This is a genomic window from Deltaproteobacteria bacterium (assembly GCA_040223695.1).
GTDB lineage: Bacteria > Desulfobacterota_D > UBA1144 > Nemesobacterales > UBA2774 > JAVKFU01.
The window spans coordinates 73,134-92,301 of record JAVKFU010000006.1; the positions used below are offsets into that span (position 1 = coordinate 73,134).

The window sequence follows — 19,168 nt, forward strand, 5'->3', positions numbered from 1 at the left end:
CCTCAATTCGTTTCAATCGTGGGCCCACCGGACCTCGATCTTCTGGCTATCTCTCTAATCACCGAAACCAGATGGGATATGGATATGGAATTTCTTATCGGGTCCGCCTGTATAGACAGATTTTTATATCCCAAAATCGTGTTGGAAATATCCAGCGTTTGAAATGTAATAACTCCGTCTTTAATATAACCTGAAATCTCCCCATTATCATAACTGCGTGTCGATCCGAGAATGAACCTTTCTTTGGCTCCCAGCTGATCGAGAAGGGCTTTTCCAATCACCCTGGCCTCTTTGTCCGATTTAACAACCCAGAACTCAAAGGGCCCGTCGATGGTGCCCAACTCCGCCCCTTCTCCGCTGAGCCAGATAAGACCGTTTACCCTGCCCGTAATATAATCCTTTATGGAAGAGAGCCTTTTAGAAATTCCCTCGAGACTCACGTCGTTAAATAAAAAGGAAAAATTATAATCGACGCCGGGGCTCTCGAAATTAAGAATGCCGGTCCCGTAGAGTGTTCCGAGGAAGAACCTGGATTTAAGTCTCTCCAGATTGAGTTTTTCCCTGTCCACCTCAAGCTCGCATTCAACATCCTCGAATTTCAGTATCCCGTACTCTATTTCGCCTATTTTCAGGTAATCCACATAGGGGCCGGTTCGGGCTTCTTTGAGCGTGCTGAAATATTTCCTGTAAACCTTTTTGTCGAATTCCAGATCGTCACCCAGGATGGAGGCAAGGGCATTTTCAGACTCTGCCTGCTCTTTCAATCTTATAGTTCCGTTTATGTCGCGCACGAAAAGATCGGCCCCGCCGATAAAGAGCGAGTACGAAGCGCCGTTAAATGTTATATCCCCGCCCCAGGAGCTTCCGGGACTGAAAAGATTGCGGAGCTCCAAACGGAGGTCAGCGACCCCGGAGGCCTGACCGTTTCTAAAATCCTGCGGCATAAAGGGCCTAAGCAACGTAACAGCACTGGAAAGCGCAACTCCCGGAAAAGCTAACTCAAGCCTTCTCTCTTCACTCAACGAATTTTTCATTTCTCCTGAAAACACTATTTCTCCGCTCTCCTTATTACCTATAAACCCATTATCTATAGATAAGGTTTCACCGGCAGTCCTGAATTCTACGGCTCCGTCGATAGTGGAATCCGCATCCTTATCGCCCAGGCTGATCTCTTTTAATTCCAATTTTCCCTTTCCTGCTGGAAGAGAACCATCCGGCAGGGTTCCCGAGAAATAAAAATCCGACCTGCTCAAACTGATCTGCGAATCTCCCGACTTAACGGAAGCGCCGTGAAGAGAAAGGTCGGTAACGATACCTGTCCCGGGTTGGGAGGTGAGTATATCGACTTTGCCTATCAAATCGCCGTCCAGAAAATTACCGGATATATCCGTCAACTTGATGCCCTCCGAGTAAGGGAGCAGCCCGAAGCTCAAGTCCGTAAGGGGCGTCGAGAAGATATCGGAATTCTTTATTGAGACTTCTCCCTCCCACTCGGTACTGCCGCGCTCAGGATCATGCAAAATAAATACCCCCTTTATTCCAGCGGATTTCAATTTGTCATCGAAGGCGGTAAAGCTCCCGTCATCAAACCCTATCCGATAGGGATACCCGCCGTTTTGCCCCCCGAATCCGACCAGGAGCTCGTCGGTCCTGAACTCACCTATCGTACCTATCTCCGCCGAGAGTTTATTAATATCAAGCGAATCACCCTTAAACACGTACTCAGCCGAAAGCATCGGGAAATTCACGCTTTTGAACCTGCCGCCCTGACCGTCTATCATGCCGCTGAATCCCTGTTTACCGCTGTTTTCGATCTCGAGGTGTTCCTTAAATCTGTCGAGACCTATCTCTTTTCCGATAACCTCGAATCCCGACCCTCTAGAGTTCATTATCAGGCTCCAGTCCCCTCCAATATTCAATGAAAAGATCAGCTCACTCACTTTTCCGCTCCTGATATGATATTCCCCGGAAGACAGGTCTTCGTAATCAAGCCCCTTGTCGCTGATTATAATTCTCTTTTGCTGCTCAGCGGACGAGCCCGCGTCCTTATCTTCGCCCTCTTCCGCCGAGATATATTCAAACCGGACGACCTCCCCTGAAGAAACCTTCGAGATTTTAAATTCCCTTCCCCTGTCCGACCTCAGGAGAAAATCGTTCACGGCAAATGTAATACCGGCGTCATAATTGCCCGATCTTCCTTTAAAATCGGCGCTTACCTGCCGAGCATCGCCCTCCATGTTAAAGGGAAGGATATTCTTGGGCGCCTTTTTCAGATTGAGATTTTCCCCGCTCAGCCTACCCCCGATTTCTATACCATTTGCCGCAGGGATTATGTCCAGACTCCCGTGCACGCGGCCGTCCATGTAGCGTCCGTCCAGTTTTGAGAGCGATATACGGTAGCCGCTCCCTTCCTCTTCAGGCTTAATCTCGACATTACCCGATACGCCGTCCACCTCCCCCAGCTCGTCCCAGTAAAAGGTTCCGAGAGCGCAGTCTCCCCAAGATGAGAACGAGTAGTCAGATTTCTTTGCGAGACCCTGCTCAATGTTTAATCCGCAAGACAGGTCCTTAACTTTGACGCCGTCGTCTTTATCGGCGAAGTTCACGCGGTCTAGGGTAATCTTCCCCCTTAAACTTATGTCCTGATCCTTTCTTGATCCCGTAATTCTGAGGTCATCGGAATAGAGGCTGCCCGCAAGCTCGTTTTCATTTATTTCAGGCACCCACTTAACTATTTCTTTCAGGCTCTCGGTCGCGGCGCTGCCGTTCAAATTGAAAATTGTACTTCCCGTCACTTCCTCTACAGTCCCGGTGAATTCTCCTTCGAGTGTATCTAGTAATTCGAATTTGAGGGCATTTACAAACGCCGTATTCCCGGTTGGATCATATCTCAATTCATAGTTTATTGCCGCAAGCGGGCCGTCCAATCGCTCCGTTTCCGCCATTAAAACGATATTTCCTCCCACGTTGATGTCCTCTGAAACCCTGAATTCCAATTCGGAAACACCCTCGATGTGACGGGGTATTTTTACCGAACCCGGGAACGAATCCGTTTTAAGCCTGTCGAGGGATATTTTCAGGTTTCCGGTAGTCTCTTCAGGCAGTAAGCTCACCCCGCCCTGAACGCCCAGCTCATTTTCCTTAATTGTCAATCCGCCCTCGAAGTCCACTCTGCCGGGCCATTCCGAACCCGCGTCTGAGATGAGAATCTCCATTTCTCTCGACAAGACGGTAAAATCCGGACCGAGTTCAAAACGCGCATCTTCGAGCTTGATCCGCTCTATCGTGACCGCGGGCGGCTTATCCCCTCCCTGCTCCCCTTTCTTAAAAGCTTTGAGCAGCTTCCGAGCGTCCTCGCTGTCATACTTGATAACGGGATTTTCAATAATAATTTCTTCGAGATTTACCTTACGATTGAAAAGAGAAGAGAAAATCCGCGGCTCGACGATTATGCTGTTTATTAACACAGGAGGGTTCTCGGTGTCAGAAGGGTCTGTGAGCTTTACTCCGTTTAAGCTCAGCCGGAACAACATGTCGAGTTTTACCGACTCAAATTTTAAATCATAGCCTATGCTGTTTGAGAATTTCTCCAGGTAAAGCGGCGCGCTTTTTGTGAGCTTGATATTCAAAAAAATATTAAGAGAAACAAGAATTACGCAAATTACTATGAGTATGATGAGGAGTAATCGCAGAAACCCGTTTCTGATGAGGGTCATATCAAAAATATTATATGAGGAAAGTTAATTTTAAAAGCGCAATTAGGCCGCCCGCCCGATAATCAGAAGAATTGCGCAGGACCTAAAAAAAAGCCGCATTTTACCGACGGCTTAAATCGATTCGACAGTCCGGGCCTTTATGACATTTTCGATTTTATAGAACAAGTAGCTCTTTTGCTTCCTGAATTTTCCCATGATTTTAACCGAATCGCCTTTGGATATGGGAAGGTGCTCGTCCTCGTAGTAAACGTTTACTTCGTTGTTGTCCCCGTCTTTTAATTTGAACAGCGTGAACGGCTCGCCCTTGCTTGATTTGGTATATTCGACTTTCTTCACCCGGCCCTCAAGAGCTACCTGCTTTCCGTTGTACTCCCTTGGGTTATCGACCACGTCTTTGATGCTGACTTCGAGTACTGCCGGATCGCCTTTACCCTCAGGGACGCTTGTATCAGCTGCCCCGTCAGAAGAATAGGCGACGCATAAAAGCGTAACAACCATTACTGTAAAAATCCTAAAAATAAATCTTATTCCCATATCACATATCCTTCCTTACTGAATTTTATTCGCCGGAACCTGCTCAATATAGTATAGTGACTGTTCACCAATATTCCACATGGTACGCACTTTACGTGAGCCCGGGCTGTTAGCCGCATCATTCTACAACATCTTGAAAACAGTTAGAATTAACGAGGAAATAGCTAAATCAGGGGAACACTGCGATGACTTCGGTAATGATGCGGAAATTAAACGGCCTTCTCAGGACAGAGAACATAGGGAAGGTCATACATTACTACGACGAGGCGGACTCTACCAACAGCGTTTTGGCAAAGCTGGCTGAAAACGGCGCTTCAGAAGGGACGGCCGTGATTGCCGATACGCAGACGCGCGGGAGGGGAAGGCTGGAGCGAAAGTGGATCTCGCCCCCAGGCGTAAATCTGTATATATCAATACTGCTTCGCCCGTCGATGCCCCCCGGTGAGTCGCCGCTGTTGACCCTCCTCGCTTCGATTGCGCTAGTCGAGACCCTGAAGAAGACCGGGGTCGAAAAGCCTGTCATTAAATGGCCGAATGATGTGCAGATCGGCGGCAGGAAAGTAGCAGGGGTATTGACGGAGATGCGGTCGAAAGGCGAATCGGTCGATTTTGTCATATTGGGCATAGGGGTGAACATCAATATGACGAGGGCTCAAATAAATTCCGAAATGAGGGAAGCGTCGAGGGTTGCGACCTCCGTAAAAGAAAACCTGGGAAAAGACATTGAGCGGGCAAAGTTCACCGCGGACATGCTGGCAGAGATAGAAATCTGGTATAAAAGCTTCGCCAGGCGCGGCAAGCCTTTCATATTGAAGGAATGGACCGATAGATGGGGAGGGCAAAACCGGAGGGTAAGGGTACACACTGAGGACAAAAATACATATGAGGGAACGGCTGTGGGAATCGACGGGGACGGACACCTGCTGGTTAAAACGGATGAAGAGAACACGGTGAAGGTAATTGCGGGGGATGTAACCGTAATTTAGCTACAAGGTCGAGCCTATTAATCTCAAACGCATTTAGCCATCTCGTCCCTTATACTTTCCATGAGCCCTGTCCACTCGCTTATCAGAGAAAAATCGTTCTGAGGAAGCGATTTTTTTATTTTAATCCCGTAAGCCGTGGGCTCCACCCTGCAGCTCTTATATTTTCCCTCTAGAATCAGCGCGAATTTATAAAGAAACTTTACCGCTTCAGGGTCTTTACCCGCAAATTTTGAAACGAGCACGACTTCCTGATCGAACCCCTCGAATATAATATTCCAGAGACTGGCGCTGGACTCCATGCCGAAGGTTAAACCGATCGAATCCGACCTGCGAGCTTCTTTATGCATATCTCAAACCGGCAAATCCTATAACCAATTGAGCATCGTATTCCGTGGCGGATAAAAAACTGTCCCGCTATTTACAGGAGAGATTATCAGCCGGGACCTGACGCCGAGCCTACAATCCCGGACAGAGCCCCGCGTCCGGCCTACTGGCTCCCTCCTCCCAGAGCCGACAATCTTTGCTTGGCTGTTTCGACATAACCAGCGTACTCCCCCTGCTCGACCGATAAGTCGAGGAACTTTTTATAATATATAATAGCCTGCTGAGGATTATTCGATCCTTCATAACCCTGGGCCATAAAGAAGTATGTGTCGGGATAATTCGGATTTAGGGAGATGGCCTTTTTCTGTCTCTCAATATTCTCGTTGTATTTATTCAGGTAAAAGTATGTGATTCCGAGATTCATGTGGGCGGGCGCGTAATTCGGATTAAGCTCGATAGCCTTCTGATATTCGGCGATAGCGGCGTTATACTGTCCCTGGGTTCTGAGCGCTGTGCCGATGTAGTTATGAATCTGCGCGGAAGGAGCGATTTCCGAGGCCTCTTTGTAAAGCTGAGCCGCCTGCCCGTAGGCCCTCTTCTTGAAGAAAAGGGCTGTTCCCAAACCAATGTAGGCGGGAATGTAAGTCCGGTTAAGCTCAAGCACTTTTCTTATTTCCGGGGAATCTGGGTTTTCGCCGAGGGCCGACCACAAAACATAAAGAGCCTCGGCGTTATTCGGGTCTTCGGCCAGAACCTTCCTGGCCTCGAGTACCGCTTCCTTTTCACGGCTCAGATGAAGATAGCTGTAAGCCAGAGCGACTTGAGTTTCTTTGAGGTTGGGTCCGAGCTGAAGAGCCTTCACCATATTGGCATAAGAATCATTATAATACTTTTCGTAATCTTCCTTTACGTTATACCTGTACCAGCCCATAAAAGAATATACCTCCGCAAGACCCGCGTAAGCGGGCGCGTAATTCGGGTCGGCGCTGACAGCCTGGTTGTAGAGCGATATAGCCTTTTCAAAACCCTCCGGCGTAAACTTGAGAAACGCCTGCCTTCCCTCTTTGTAATAACCGGCCGCGCCCGATTCATTCTGAGCGGCGGCACCACTGCTAATTAACCCTGATGTTCCTACAAACAAACACAACAATATGAGACTAAATTTCAGATTTCTCATCACTTCCTCCCTATTGAATTTGAACCATGAAAGGATAAATATAATTTTAGTAACCTTCAATTATATATTTTACAATCTCTTCCGCCAGGCTCTGGTAAATGTCCTTGGCCATAAAACCCATAGAGCTAAAACCGCTTACCTCACCCGTGGATATCTCATCCCCGGTAGCTTTGTTGACCAAAGCCAGTTTGAGGGCGATCGAAACCTCCCCGAATTTAAGCCCCCCGCCTTCAAATGTGATGTCGGAACTCGGCCTGTACTCGCTTATCTCGCCGAGCAGCACGAGAGTATCCTCCGCAGGAATATTTTCAATCTCCCCGTACTTTACCTCTTTGAACTTGTTCCTGGACGCAAGGAGCTCGGCCGCCTGGTCGGGCACCTTGGTGAGAGCCTCCTTGGGGAAATCCTCAATCTGCGTTTCGAATGTCTCGAACTGAATAGCCTGGAACTCTTTCAGCTTGGTCTTTGTCGGAGTGAAGTAGGATGTAGTTTTAACGTTCGTACACCCCGTGATAAGTACGGAGCCTGCAATAACGAGAATAAGAAAAATCAAAGATACACAATATTGTCTGCGCATGTTTTTAACCGCCTCCTGAATGAATGAGTATTATAAAATATCATACTTCGGTGATTTGATAAACATTAAATCCTTAAAACACGCAATACATCCTTTCTAAAAAATTTTATATTTCTAAAATTAATTGTCATACAATGTCATTGATGTGACATTTTTTGTCACACATACTCAATTCCGGCAACCTTCAGGATGCCTTATATTGAGAGCAGGATTCTATGAAATTGCAAAATATTCAGTCTTTTCATTCGGTTACAAATACAAGCGTAAAATCACTACAATATGGCACGTGTTTTGCATTTAATTTAATACGAAACTCAAAATTCATGAGGAGGTTTTAATATGTTAAGAAATTTGAATAAATCAAGAAAAGGCGAGAAAGGTTTTACCCTGATCGAGCTTTTAGTCGTAGCGGCGATCATAGGTATCCTGCTGGCTATCGCAATACCTAACCTGATTAAGGCAAGAATTTCAGCCAACGAGGCAAACGCGAGAAAGGCCATGCAGACCCTGAGGGACGCCGAAGGCGAGTATTTCGAGCAGGACCTGAATGATGACGGCGAGAGAAACTATACGGGCAACATAGCTACTCTGCGTGACCCTGAAGGTACCGGCAATGAAGAGGACGCCCTGATAGACAGCAGCTTTACCGGCGCTGACGCAGGCGATGCTGCGGGTACCGCTGCTTGTGCAGACTCAAAGGCAGGATACTGCGTGGGCTGGGACGCAGCCACCGTCGGAGCGGCCGCGGACAACCTCGACGACTTCGGATGGGAAGCCTCGATGACAAGTTTTCGTAAAACAGGCAGAAAAGACTTCTCGGTTTACGGGGACGGCGTTATAAGGTGTACGGTAACAGGAGCGTCGGCCTCCGGCGATCCCGGCACCTTTAATTCCGACCGTACTACCGGCGCCTGTGACTAGTAAATAATATCAGTAGCTAGCTTAGAATAGACCATTTACTAAAACGGCGGGCTTAAACCCGCCGTTTTAACTTTATTATCAAGTAAAATAATATTTGATCAAATTTTCCATAAAAAAATACTTAGGCTACTCAGCGCGGTTATTTGGAATCTTCGGCACGCTCATCGTATTTAAGGATTATAATTAAGCAGGTGTGTACTGATGACGCAACTGGGCAAAATAAAGTTTCAGAACGGATTTACGCTGATCGAGCTGCTTGTGGTTGCGGCTATTATAGGCATTCTGCTTGCGATAGCTGTCCCGAATCTTTTAAAAGCCCGTATCTCCGCCAATGAAGTGAATGCGCGAAAAGCCCTCCAAACCTTAAAGGACGCCGAGTATGAGTATTTTGAGCAGGACCTGGACGATGACGGCGAGAGGGATTTTACAAACCTGATAGGCTCTCTCGGCACTGCCGGAACCCTGCGGGACCCCTCGGGGACTAACGATCCGGAAGATGCCCTGATAGACATAACGTTTGAGACCGCCGTTATAAACGACGGCAGTCCCGCGAGCGCCGCAAGCTGCGCAGACCCCAAGGCCGGTTATTGCGTGGCGTGGAGCAGCGACGCCGAAAACGATGATCTGTCCCTCGTGGGAGACTTCGGGTGGGAGGCGTCCATGACAAACGCGAGGGTTAACGGGAGGAAGGATTTCTCGGCTTTCGCCGATAAAGTTATAAAATGCACCGTTACGACCCGGAATAAAGGGGAGAGCGGGGCGTTTGAATCCGGCCGCAACGACCCCGATTGCGAGTGACGGGTTTTTATTTCGAAAATTAGAATTATCAAGCTTGCAATCAACCCTATTAAACAATAAATATTGCCTCAAGGCATCGATTAACATATATTTAGATGTCCTCTAATGTCAGAAACAATGCTCCGCGTAAACGATCTGGTTAAAGACTACAAGACCGGCTTCCTGGGCAAAAAAACCCGCGTGCTGAAAAATGTCTCCTTCACGGTAAACGAGGGAGAAATATTCGGGTTCGTGGGACCGAACGGCGCGGGTAAAACCACTACCTTTAAATCGATACTGGGTTTTGTTACGCCTACCGAGGGGGAAGTAGAGATGTCGGGCAGAAACCTCGGCCACGTCGAACTGAAGCGTAAAATCGGTTATCTGCCGGAAAACCCCTATTTTTACGACTACCTCACCGGGGAAGAGCTGCTCTTCTATATGGGAGAGCTTCACGGACTGAAGCGAAAAATCCTTAGAGAGAGGACTGAGGAGCTTCTCGAAAAAGTAAGAATGTCTCACGCAAAAGGCACCCAGATGAGAAAGTACTCAAAAGGGATGCTTCAGAGAATAGGAATAGCTCAGGCGCTCGTAAACGACCCCGAATTCATAATTCTCGACGAACCGATGAGCGGGCTCGACCCCATTGGAAGGAGGGAAGTCAAAGACCTGATACTCGAAGAAAAACGCAAGGGGAAAACGATCCTCTTGAGCTCACACATGCTCTCGGACGTGGAGGCCCTCTGTGACAGGGTGGGAATTATCATGGGCGGCAGGGTGATAAAGATCGGCGACATAGGGGAGCTGCTTAAGGAAATAGATACGGATTACGAGATGCTCCTTGAGGGATCAGGCCAGGAGATAAAGGATAGCGTTAGAGGGTTGAGTGTCGAGCTCGAGAACAGGGCCGGATATACGGTGATTAAGTTCGATGAGGAAAATAAAAGAAAGGTCATTCAGGCGATTGCGCAGACGTCCGCTGAAATCGTTTCACTTCACCCGCTAAGGAAATCCCTCGAAGGGCTTTTTGTGGAGGAAGCCAGAAAGGGAAAGGAAGGTGCGGAGCCGTAATCCGGATTTCAGAGAATCAATAACTGATGAACGATGAGAAAAATATTAAGTGTGGCTCATAATACGTTTATAGAGGCGATCAGAGACAGGGTTCTCTACAGCCTCGTATTATTCGCGATACTTATGATAGTGAGCTCGCTTGTCTTTGCCAGTATATCGGCAGAGCAATACAACAAGATTGTAAAGGATTTGGGACTCACAGCTATTTCCGTAATAGGCATTCTGATTTCCGTATTTCTGGGAATCGGACTTGTCTATAAGGAAGTAGAGAAAAAAACCGTTTACAATATCTTTTCCAAACCGGTGAAGCGGTACGAATTCATACTCGGGAAATACCTGGGCCTCGGAATAACACTCTTCGTTATTACGCTCGGAATGGGGCTGATACTTTTTCTTATGGTCCTGTACATAGAGATAAGATACGAGGGTCTTATTAATTTCTATTACGGCGGACACTTTTACGCCGAGTTCTTTAACGCCGTATATTTTCAGTACCTGGAATTCCTCGTAATCATCGGGGTAGCGCTGGTTTTTTCGAGCTTCACCACGCCCGTGCTCAGCGCTCTTTTCACTTTTTTCGTCATAGCTATCGGACGCTTTTCAAGCGATATAAGGCTTTTTGCGGAAGAGATCAAACACCCGACGACCAAATTTCTCTCGGAGATCATATACCGAACAATACCTAATCTGGAGAAATTCGACGTGAGAAGCGAAGCGGTCTACGGAGGGACTATCGACCCGGAGTTAATCATATATACGACGGCTTACGCGGTTATATACACACTCACGCTCCTCATACTCTCCATAATTATATTCGAGAGGAAAGAGTTTAAATAACAAATGGCCCGGAACAAGGATAAAACGTTAGTCCTGCTTGCAATATTAGTATTACTAATAATAGTCTCGGTCCCGTTTCAGATAAAAATCGACAACATGAGAGGGAAATTCCGGTCGGTGGAGGAGAGTCTCTATCTATCGTCCTCGACCCTGAAAAAGCTCTCGCTCGGCTACCACGAGCTGCTTGCGGACATATACTGGCTGAGGGCGCTTCAGTACTTCGGCAGCAAGGACCTTGAGGAACAGGACCCGGAACTGCTCTATCACTACTTCGATATAATCACCGATCTTGATCCCGGGTTCGTTAACGCCTACAGATACGGGGGGACGTTTCTCGCCGAGCCGCCGCCTTTCGGTCTAGGTGAAACTCAAAAGGGAATAGAGCTGCTCGATAAGGGGAGATTAAATAATCCGTCGAATTATCGACTGCCTCTCGAAGAGGCGTTTATATATTATTTCTATCCGAAGGACTATGAAAAAGCGGCTGGTCTCTTTAGAGAAGCGTCCGAAAAACCCGGGGTATCCCCTTTAAGAAAGGCTTCCATAGCGGGAATGGCCGCGTCGGCTCACGCCAAGGGCGGAAACACGGAGCTTTCAACAAGGATTTGGGAGATAATTTATGAAACCAGTCCGAGCGAGGGGAGAAGGAATTTTGCTCTGGCGAAGCTGAAGGAGATCGATACAATGGCTATGGAGAGCGAATTAACCGCCGGATTGAGAGAATACATAAAAACTTACGGAAAGCTCCCCTCTACAATCGATGAACTGGTCAATACAGGTTTTATCGAAGACGGGATTCCCGAGTCTCCGGTGGGCGGCAAATTCATGATAGCCCCAAGGATAAAGGCGGTAAGGAATTCCGTTCTGGCGAAAGAGCAAATAAAACATGACCTCGCCTTCCTTAACGCCAAATCGGTGAGGTTTATGAAGAGATACGGAGAGTACCCGAAAGATTTAAAGGAGCTTGAGGAGTATGTCGACTCCGAGACAACCGGGGAGACTCCGGTTCATCCCCTGGGGGTGGAATACATATATAACCCGGAGACGGGAAAGGTGAAATCCGGAGTCGAGATTGATTAGACGCCGGTTCCGCGCGGGATTGGGCTAATAAATCAGGCTATATCCAGAACGACGAACTCCCTAACTCCTCCGGGGGCCTGTACCTCGACATCGTCGTCCACCCGTTTGCCTATGAGTGCCCTTCCTATCGGCGACGTGATCGAGATAAGGCCGTTCTCGGGCTCCGATTCATCGGGCCCCACCAGCTGATAACTCACGGTTTCGCCCGTTTCCAGATTCTCGAGCTTGACTTTTACCCCGAACGTTACCCTGTCCTTATCTTTTAACGACGCAGGGTCTATGATTTCCGCCCTTCCGATCTTGCTCTCAAGTTCCTGAATCCTGCCCTCGACGAAAGACTGCCTGTCCTTAGCCGTCTCATACTCGGCGTTCTCGGAAAGATCTCCAAGCGACCTGGCATATTCGATCATTTTAATAACCGCGGGTCTTTCAACTGTTTTGAGCCTGCGCAGTTCTTCCTTGAGCTTCTTATACCCGTTGGGTGTCATCGGCACTCTGTCGGTTGACATGCAAATTTCCTCCTGCTATTGATAGGAAAGTAGTAAGATTGCTTAACTTGCCGAATAAATCATATATATATATATTAATTCTACCTGCAAATGCACTCTACAGAAACTAATAATAGTCCTGAATCGCCTTTACTTCCAGGCCTTCTTTTATGAGGACTTCTATTGCTCCCGTGACAGCGTCTGCGGCCGAGATAGTGGTAAAGTAGGGTACTCTGTGGATGAGCGCGGTTCTTCTGATCGAATAGGACTGAGCAACTTCAGTTTCCCCGAAAGTGGTGTTAAACACAAGCTGAACATCACCGTTTTTAATATGGTCCACCACATGGGGACGGCCTTCCTTGACCTTTTTTACCAACGTGCAATTTACCCCGATGCTGTCGAGATAAGCCGCCGTGCCCGCTGTAGCCATAATCTTGAATCCGAGCTCGCGGAGTTTTTTCGCGAATTCCGGGATCTTCGGTTTATCCTCGTCTTTGACACTTATGAATGCGGTCCCGGAAAGCGGAATATTGTTGCCGGCTGCGATCTGCGCTTTGGCGAAAGCCATACGGATTTCCGAATCTATACCCATGACTTCGCCCGTTGACTTCATCTCCGGTCCCAGAATCGTATCGACTCCCTGAAACTTGATGAATGGAAATACGGACTCCTTTACGCATATGTGCCCGGGGACTATCTCTTCCGTAAATCCGAGCTCCTCCAGTGTCTTTCCTATCATAATTTTGGTTCCGAGCTTGGCAAGAGGCACCCCTATGGCTTTACTTACAAATGGAACCGTGCGGCTCGCCCTGGGGTTGACCTCAAGTATGTAGACCAGGCCGTCCTTTACGGCAAACTGTATGTTCATCAGCCCCTTCACATCAAGCGCAAGGGCCAGTTCTTTAGTCTGGCGCTTGATCTCACTCACGATGGAATCTTCTATGGAATAAGGCGGAAGCACCATGGCGCTGTCACCGGAATGCACTCCCGCTTCCTCGATGTGCTCAAGCAGGCCGCCGACCACGACCGTTTTGCCGTCGGATATGGCGTCCACATCAACCTCTTTTGCGTCCTTGAGGAACTTGTCTATCAGAACGGGATGGTTGGGGGAAACCTGTACAGCCTCTCTTATATACCTTTTGAGGGATTCCTCGGTATATACAATCTCCATAGCGCGCCCTCCCAGGACGTAGGAAGGCCTCACCACAATCGGATAACTAACTTTGCGGGCAATATCAAGCGCCTCTTCCTCGCTCCTGGCTATTCCGCTATCCGGCTGTTTCAGCCCCAGTTTCTCGATAAGCCCCCGGAACCTCTCCCTGTCTTCGGCGAGGTCAATGCTGTCAGGGGAGGTGCCTATGATTCTAACGCCGCGCTCCTCAAGCGGGATAGCGAGCTTGAGGGGGGTCTGACCGCCCAGGTGAACGATCACCCCTTCGGGGTTCTCCCTCCTTATGATGGAAAGCGTATCCTCCAAGGTGAGCGGCTCAAAATAGAGCCTGTCCGAGGTGTCGTAATCTGTGCTTACTGTCTCGGGGTTGCAGTTTATCATTATTGCTTCGTAGCCTTCTTCCTTTAGAGAATAGGAGGCATGGACGCAGCAGTAATCAAACTCAATACCCTGGCCTATCCTGTTCGGTCCCCCTCCCAGAATAACCACCTTACGCTCATCCGTAGGCGGCGCTTCATTCTCGCTTTCAAAAGTCGAGTACAGATAGGGCGTGTACGCCTCGAACTCCGCAGCGCATGTATCGACCATTTTATAAACGGGTTCGATTTTATCTTCCTGTCTTAATTCCCGGATATTGTCCTCGGAAGCCCCGATGAGATCGGAGATTCTTATATCGGAAAACCCGTATTCCTTTGCCCGCCTGAGAGCATGGGCGTCAAGGGGCTCTGAAGAGGATTTAAGCTCCTCTTCCATCCGAACAATTTGCTCCACATTGCGGAGGAACCATCTGTCGATACGGGTCAGAGTATATATTTCCTCGATATCTATTCCGCGCCTGAAAGCGTCCGCCAGGTACCAGAGTCTTTCGGAATTAGGCGTCCTGAGCTTTTCCTTTATAAGCACGACATCGCTGCTTTTCGGCTCGAAGCCTGAAGAATCAATTTCGAGCGATCTCACGGCCTTCTGCAGGGATTCCTTGAAAGTCCTCCCTATCGCCATTACCTCGCCTACGGATTTCATTTGAGTCGTGAGCGAAAAATCGGTCTGGGGGAATTTCTCAAAAGTGAATCTGGGTATTTTTACAACGACGTAATCGATGGTGGGCTCAAAGGAGGCCGGCGTATATTTTGTAATGTCGTTAGAAATTTCATCGAGCGTGTAGCCGACAGCGAGCTTCGCAGCGATCTTTGCGATGGGGAACCCTGTCGCCTTCGAGGCGAGCGCCGAGCTTCGGGAAACCCTCGGATTCATCTCGATTACAACCATGCGCCCGTCCTCGGGGTTAAGCCCGAACTGTATGTTTGAACCGCCCGTATCGACGCCTATCTCCCTGATGATCGCGATAGAGGCATCCCTCATCTTCTGATATTCCTTGTCCGTGAGTGTCTGGGAGGGGGCGACCGTTATGCTGTCCCCCGTGTGAACGCCCATCGGGTCGAAGTTCTCAATCGAGCAGATTATGACCACATTGTCCATACCGTCCCGCATAACTTCAAGCTCATATTCCTTCCATCCGAGCACGGATTCCTCGATTAAAATCTCGGTCACAGGGCTTAAGTCCAGGCCTGATTTCGCAAACTCGCGAAACTCCTCTCTGTTATACGCGACGCTGCCCCCTGAGCCGCCGAGGGTGAAGGAGGGGCGGATAATAACCGGAAATCCTATATCCTCCACAACCTGCCAAGCCTCGTCCATCGAGCGGGCGATGCCGCTTTGGGGGACATCAAGCCCCATCTTCAGCATCGCTTCCTTGAAGAGCTTCCTGTCTTCCGCCTTTTTTATCGCGGGGAGCCTAGCCCCTATAAGCTCGACACCGTATTTATCGAGCACTCCCGACTCGGCGAGATCCACAGCCAAGTTAAGCGCGGTCTGGCCTCCGAGAGTCGGCAGGAGAGCGTCGGGCCTTTCCTTCTCGATTATTTTTTCCACGATTTCAGGAACCAGGGGCTCGATATAGGTCCGGTCGGCAAACGAGGGATCGGTCATTATTGTGGCGGGGTTGCTGTTTACCAGAACAATTTTAAATCCCTCTTCCCTGAGCGCTTTGCAGGCCTGCGTTCCCGAATAGTCGAACTCGCAGGCCTGACCTATAACTATAGGGCCCGAGCCGATCAACAGTATAGTCTTTATATCTTCTCTTTTCGGCATCGATTGATCAGTTTAAACGGTATCAAAGTATTGGTTACGCGATTCGGGGAGCGCAAAAAGTGATATTTTGAGCCGATTGCCCCGAACTAAAAGCCATTGATTTATACCTGTGAATTTATAATCTAGCAAATAGAATATACCCCTTCGGATGGGAGAGATAGGATGGTATATACGAGGCGGGACTTCAACGAAAAATGAAAAATCTCAATATACAATGCCGGGTTGCCGGGGGGAAAATTACTATATTTCAATTCTCGTTTTCGGATTCAATGCTCTTTAAGTCTTCGTCCCTTCTTTTCAGCTCGCCCATGACGTGAAACATTCTCTCCAGGGCGGTATAGGTTGAGAAAACAAGCATTATCAAGAGCGCAAGCTTGAGCAGGTAGTCCTGAGGAGGGTAACCGAGCCCTTCGGCGATCAGGTTCCCGAGGAAATTGAAAACAGAGAGGACACCGAGATAAACCACCCTCTCCGTTCTTTGCATCATTCCGACTTCACATTTTACGCCCAGCCCCTCGGCCCTCGCCCTTGTATAGCTAACCATCGTTGTGGAAACCAGGATCAGGAAGACAATATAGGAAAATATCGTACCCTGATAAAGGCTAAGGAGGCCCAGATAGATGAAGGCCTCGGCGAATCTGTCGAGGCAGGAATCGAAGAACGCTCCGTGCTCACTGTTTAAACCCTGAGCACGGGCTACACGCCCGTCAAAGATATCGAACGTCGACCCTGCGAGAACGAGTATTCCTCCCGCGAAAATCCATCCGAAATGGTAAAAAACTCCCGTAATCGCGCCTACGACGAGAGTCGAAACCGTAAGCACATTGGGATGGATTTTGATTTTCAGAAGATAATCCTCGATAGGGAGCATAAGCATAAGCCACCACATTTTGATACCGCTCCCTAAAAGTTTAGTGGATTCGGGGCCTTTCTTGTTTTTGGACCTCTCTCTGATTTCTTCGGGGTGAGTCATGACAATTTCTCCGCTCTCACATGCTAGCCGAGCCGGCAATAACAATATCAGTTTTAGCACTCCCAGGCAAGATAACCGGAATTTTCATGAAACGGGTAAAAAAAGACCTTGGGAAAACTGGCGGCCTAGTCACTTTCGGCTGTAAAAACAGACTTAACGAGGGGCTCTTTCTCGCGCAAGCTATTACCGTATATACTCGCCTCTTTTCTGGTGCTGAAACTGCCGACCCTCACCCTGTACCACCTGCCCCTGCCGGGAATATCCGCCGTAACTACGAATACAGGATAACCCTTTAGACCCAGTTTCCGGGCCAGCGTGCGCGCATCCTCCTCGTTTTTAACTGAAGCGACCTGAACAGTAAAACCGCCCTTGACCCCGGAAAGACTCAGCGTGCCAGGGCCCTTTTCAGGGGCGACAGGCGTAAAGGAAGCTGCGAGTTGAGCCTGGATAATCAGGCCTTTGGAATCCCTCCCATCGAGCGCCGGAGTATCCTGGCCGCCATTTTTCATGGATTCACGAGATTCGGTAACCGCTCCTACAGCTAATTCATCCGATTCGTCTTCGAGCTTAATCGCCGTATCAATTTCCCCGGGCGGAGTCGATTGCTCCTCTTCTGTTATTGAAGCCTGCCCTGAAGGGACTGCGCTCGCGTGAAACCGGGAGCCCATTTGTCTTGCTATGATAAGTCTTTTCTCGTTATTCTCCGTAACGGACGCTGAAACGGGGGCCGCGCCGGCCTCATCCACCGTTGACAGGGTCTGCTCGGCCTTGATGCTCTCGAACTCCAGCTTCTGAATCGTACCGGGAGACGGTGCTGTTTCGCTTTTCGCCGGAGACTCATCCTCTACTATCGATCTTTCACGATCGAGACGGCTTACGGGGACCGCCCCTCCCTCCCCGATTTTTACGACCTGAAGGCACGTAAACGGCCTTTTAACAACCACCTCGCGCTCCTTTAACACGAGGTCCACTGAGCCGACTATATCTACCGGAGTCTCGAAAACGAGCTTCCGGGGCGATTCGGCAAGGACAGGCGGCTTTTTACTCCCGATCCGGAAGTCCGTTGTAGCGAAGTCCCCGTCAAAAGGCCCCCTGATCTCTACGAACCTGCCGGCCTGTCCCACAAGGGGACACTGATAGTCAAAGGGGGTGGGCATCCCGCCCCTTCCCGACCCCGGCGCGGAAAGACCGACTGGAATCCTGGAGTTTGAAAGCTCCCTCATGGAGCCGTCTTTAAGGGCGAATTTAATAGAGCTTCCGGCGGTGTTCCTGGGGATGTCCATCTTGAACGTTTTCTGGCCGACAGGGGCGCTTACATAACTCGTCTCGATAATATAGCCGTTCAAGGCCCTTGTATTACTGATTTTTTCCTCGCTCGAGGTCCCCTTGGGAAAAACCCCTATCGAGGCCGATATAGTATCGCCCGCAGCCATATCGTCTGGTAAATACAGCTTGACCACGCCTTCCTTCAAGTTAAATTCGATTACATGTACACCGTTTAGAGTGTCTGAGGCCGCCGCGCAGAAAGAGATAGCGAATATGAAAATAGTTATAAAAGCCGAAAAGAAAGCAACAGTCTGATATTTTTTCTTTTCAATCATCATCCCGGCCTGTTTGTAAAAATTATAATCAGCAGAATTCTTTTAATTATTCACCGTGATAAAAACCAGATTCACCGCGGGCTCCATAGTTTTCAAACCTTCGCCGTACTTTTTCGCTGTCTCTATATCGCCGAAAGTTCCGACCCTGACCCTGTACCAGTTTTCGTTATCCGGAGTAGTCATGGCTTTAATGAATACGGGGTAGCCTTTTGATTTAAGCGAGCTTGCAAGGGAATTTGCCTGCTTCTGATTTTGAAATGATCCTATCTGAACCGTGTACAGGCCTTTGGGGTCAATGGGCGGGAGAGCTACATCGCCGGTACGGCCCTTTTGCTCAGACTCCGTCCTCTCCCTCTCTCTCTCCCGCCTGATTTCTTCGGTTATCTCGGCAAGACGGGCTTCGGTCTCGGCCTCGGGAGGTGAAACAGCTTTATCGGGCGGAGCCGCTTCCCGAACATCGGATTTGCCGACCTCGGGCCGGGGTGTCGCCTCAGGGGAAGGGGAAGGTTCGGGCGCTTCTTCCTCGAGTCCGTTCTCCTTCTCACTATCGGTGTCGCTATCGCTATATGCTATAACAGATTCCGGCTCCGGTTCTTCATCTTCTTCAAAGGGAATCTCGGGCACGGGTTGTTCCCGCTCCTGAAACTTTGTTGCGATCCGTATTTCTTCTTTCCTGAGCCCCTTGCCCACAAACACACCCAGGCTGAAAACAATTATAAAAAGCACCATGAAAGCGATAAACACCTTCACTACCCGGGCCTTATCAGTTCTTGGTCTGTTGCTCATA

At 49.0% G+C, this 19,168-nt stretch carries 16 protein-coding genes; 6 read left to right on the forward strand and 10 right to left on the reverse strand.

Annotation, left to right across the window (positions count from 1 at the left end):
- Positions 1 to 2: 2 nt before the first annotated feature.
- Together RIG61_00575 and RIG61_00580 are read right to left on the reverse strand one after the other, a co-directional pair.
- Complete coding sequence (locus RIG61_00575) at positions 3 to 3,629, reverse strand: hypothetical protein (protein MEQ9617651.1); 3,627 nt, start codon at positions 3,627 to 3,629, stop codon at positions 3 to 5.
- A gap of 198 nt (positions 3,630 to 3,827) precedes the next feature.
- On the reverse strand, positions 3,828 to 4,250 hold the full coding sequence (locus RIG61_00580) for a hypothetical protein (protein MEQ9617652.1): 423 nt from the start codon (positions 4,248 to 4,250) through the stop codon (positions 3,828 to 3,830).
- A gap of 185 nt (positions 4,251 to 4,435) precedes the next feature.
- Between RIG61_00580 and RIG61_00585 the strand changes: the two genes are divergently transcribed.
- The gene (locus RIG61_00585; GenBank protein MEQ9617653.1) at positions 4,436 to 5,236 is read left to right on the forward strand and encodes a biotin--[acetyl-CoA-carboxylase] ligase; all 801 of its coding nucleotides are present in this window, start codon (positions 4,436 to 4,438) and stop codon (positions 5,234 to 5,236) included.
- A 23-nt stretch (positions 5,237 to 5,259) separates the two neighbouring features.
- Here RIG61_00585 and RIG61_00590 read toward each other — a convergent pair whose 3' ends face one another.
- From RIG61_00590 to RIG61_00600, 3 genes are all read right to left on the reverse strand, one after another.
- A complete protein-coding gene (locus RIG61_00590) occupies positions 5,260 to 5,583 on the reverse strand; it encodes a hypothetical protein (GenBank protein ID MEQ9617654.1) in 324 nt (107 codons plus the stop codon).
- Between the two features lie 140 nt (positions 5,584 to 5,723).
- Positions 5,724 to 6,737: a tetratricopeptide repeat protein gene (locus RIG61_00595; GenBank protein MEQ9617655.1), complete on the reverse strand. Its 1,014-nt coding sequence runs from the start codon at positions 6,735 to 6,737 to the stop codon at positions 5,724 to 5,726.
- 46 nt (positions 6,738 to 6,783) lie between these two features.
- Entirely contained in the window at positions 6,784 to 7,314 is a 531-nt protein-coding gene (locus tag RIG61_00600) for a hypothetical protein (protein ID MEQ9617656.1), read from the reverse strand.
- A 339-nt stretch (positions 7,315 to 7,653) separates the two neighbouring features.
- Here RIG61_00600 and RIG61_00605 point away from each other — a divergent pair, with 339 nt between their 5' ends.
- From RIG61_00605 to RIG61_00625, 5 genes are all read left to right on the forward strand, one after another.
- A complete protein-coding gene (locus tag RIG61_00605) occupies positions 7,654 to 8,235 on the forward strand; it encodes a prepilin-type N-terminal cleavage/methylation domain-containing protein (protein ID MEQ9617657.1) in 582 nt (193 codons plus the stop codon).
- Positions 8,236 to 8,436: 201 nt separating this feature from the next.
- Positions 8,437 to 9,033 (forward strand): type II secretion system protein, encoded by a 597-nt coding sequence (locus RIG61_00610; GenBank protein MEQ9617658.1) that lies wholly within the window; start codon positions 8,437 to 8,439, stop codon positions 9,031 to 9,033.
- Between the two features lie 105 nt (positions 9,034 to 9,138).
- A complete protein-coding gene (locus RIG61_00615; GenBank protein MEQ9617659.1) occupies positions 9,139 to 10,083 on the forward strand; it encodes an ABC transporter ATP-binding protein in 945 nt (314 codons plus the stop codon).
- 33 nt (positions 10,084 to 10,116) lie between these two features.
- A complete protein-coding gene (locus RIG61_00620) occupies positions 10,117 to 10,920 on the forward strand; it encodes an ABC transporter permease (protein ID MEQ9617660.1) in 804 nt (267 codons plus the stop codon).
- A 3-nt stretch (positions 10,921 to 10,923) separates the two neighbouring features.
- A complete protein-coding gene (locus tag RIG61_00625; protein ID MEQ9617661.1) occupies positions 10,924 to 12,000 on the forward strand; it encodes a hypothetical protein in 1,077 nt (358 codons plus the stop codon).
- Positions 12,001 to 12,032: 32 nt separating this feature from the next.
- On the opposite strand, the gene greA is transcribed toward RIG61_00625, so the two are convergent.
- From greA to RIG61_00650, 5 genes are all read right to left on the reverse strand, one after another.
- Positions 12,033 to 12,509 (reverse strand): transcription elongation factor GreA, encoded by a 477-nt coding sequence (greA, locus tag RIG61_00630; protein MEQ9617662.1) that lies wholly within the window; start codon positions 12,507 to 12,509, stop codon positions 12,033 to 12,035.
- Positions 12,510 to 12,615: 106 nt separating this feature from the next.
- The gene (carB, locus tag RIG61_00635; protein MEQ9617663.1) at positions 12,616 to 15,807 is read right to left on the reverse strand and encodes a carbamoyl-phosphate synthase large subunit; all 3,192 of its coding nucleotides are present in this window, start codon (positions 15,805 to 15,807) and stop codon (positions 12,616 to 12,618) included.
- A gap of 247 nt (positions 15,808 to 16,054) precedes the next feature.
- Positions 16,055 to 16,780 (reverse strand): CDP-alcohol phosphatidyltransferase family protein, encoded by a 726-nt coding sequence (locus RIG61_00640; GenBank protein MEQ9617664.1) that lies wholly within the window; start codon positions 16,778 to 16,780, stop codon positions 16,055 to 16,057.
- Positions 16,781 to 16,905: 125 nt separating this feature from the next.
- Positions 16,906 to 18,381: an SPOR domain-containing protein gene (locus RIG61_00645; protein ID MEQ9617665.1), complete on the reverse strand. Its 1,476-nt coding sequence runs from the start codon at positions 18,379 to 18,381 to the stop codon at positions 16,906 to 16,908.
- A 42-nt stretch (positions 18,382 to 18,423) separates the two neighbouring features.
- The gene (locus RIG61_00650; GenBank protein ID MEQ9617666.1) at positions 18,424 to 19,167 is read right to left on the reverse strand and encodes an SPOR domain-containing protein; all 744 of its coding nucleotides are present in this window, start codon (positions 19,165 to 19,167) and stop codon (positions 18,424 to 18,426) included.
- Between the last annotated feature and the right edge of the window lies 1 nt (position 19,168).

Coding starts and splice junctions, on each gene's coding strand:
- RIG61_00580 (MEQ9617652.1), bottom strand. CDS start 4,250: ATGGGAATAAGATTTATTTTTAGGATTTTTACAGTAATGGTTGTTACG.
- RIG61_00585 (MEQ9617653.1), top strand. CDS start 4,436: ATGACTTCGGTAATGATGCGGAAATTAAACGGCCTTCTCAGGACAGAG.
- RIG61_00590 (MEQ9617654.1), bottom strand. CDS start 5,583: ATGCATAAAGAAGCTCGCAGGTCGGATTCGATCGGTTTAACCTTCGGC.
- RIG61_00595 (MEQ9617655.1), bottom strand. CDS start 6,737: ATGAGAAATCTGAAATTTAGTCTCATATTGTTGTGTTTGTTTGTAGGA.
- RIG61_00600 (MEQ9617656.1), bottom strand. CDS start 7,314: ATGCGCAGACAATATTGTGTATCTTTGATTTTTCTTATTCTCGTTATT.
- RIG61_00605 (MEQ9617657.1), top strand. CDS start 7,654: ATGTTAAGAAATTTGAATAAATCAAGAAAAGGCGAGAAAGGTTTTACC.
- RIG61_00610 (MEQ9617658.1), top strand. CDS start 8,437: ATGACGCAACTGGGCAAAATAAAGTTTCAGAACGGATTTACGCTGATC.
- RIG61_00615 (MEQ9617659.1), top strand. CDS start 9,139: ATGTCAGAAACAATGCTCCGCGTAAACGATCTGGTTAAAGACTACAAG.
- RIG61_00620 (MEQ9617660.1), top strand. CDS start 10,117: ATGAGAAAAATATTAAGTGTGGCTCATAATACGTTTATAGAGGCGATC.
- RIG61_00625 (MEQ9617661.1), top strand. CDS start 10,924: ATGGCCCGGAACAAGGATAAAACGTTAGTCCTGCTTGCAATATTAGTA.
- greA (MEQ9617662.1), bottom strand. CDS start 12,509: ATGTCAACCGACAGAGTGCCGATGACACCCAACGGGTATAAGAAGCTC.
- carB (MEQ9617663.1), bottom strand. CDS start 15,807: ATGCCGAAAAGAGAAGATATAAAGACTATACTGTTGATCGGCTCGGGC.
- RIG61_00640 (MEQ9617664.1), bottom strand. CDS start 16,780: ATGACTCACCCCGAAGAAATCAGAGAGAGGTCCAAAAACAAGAAAGGC.
- RIG61_00645 (MEQ9617665.1), bottom strand. CDS start 18,381: ATGATTGAAAAGAAAAAATATCAGACTGTTGCTTTCTTTTCGGCTTTT.
- RIG61_00650 (MEQ9617666.1), bottom strand. CDS start 19,167: ATGAGCAACAGACCAAGAACTGATAAGGCCCGGGTAGTGAAGGTGTTT.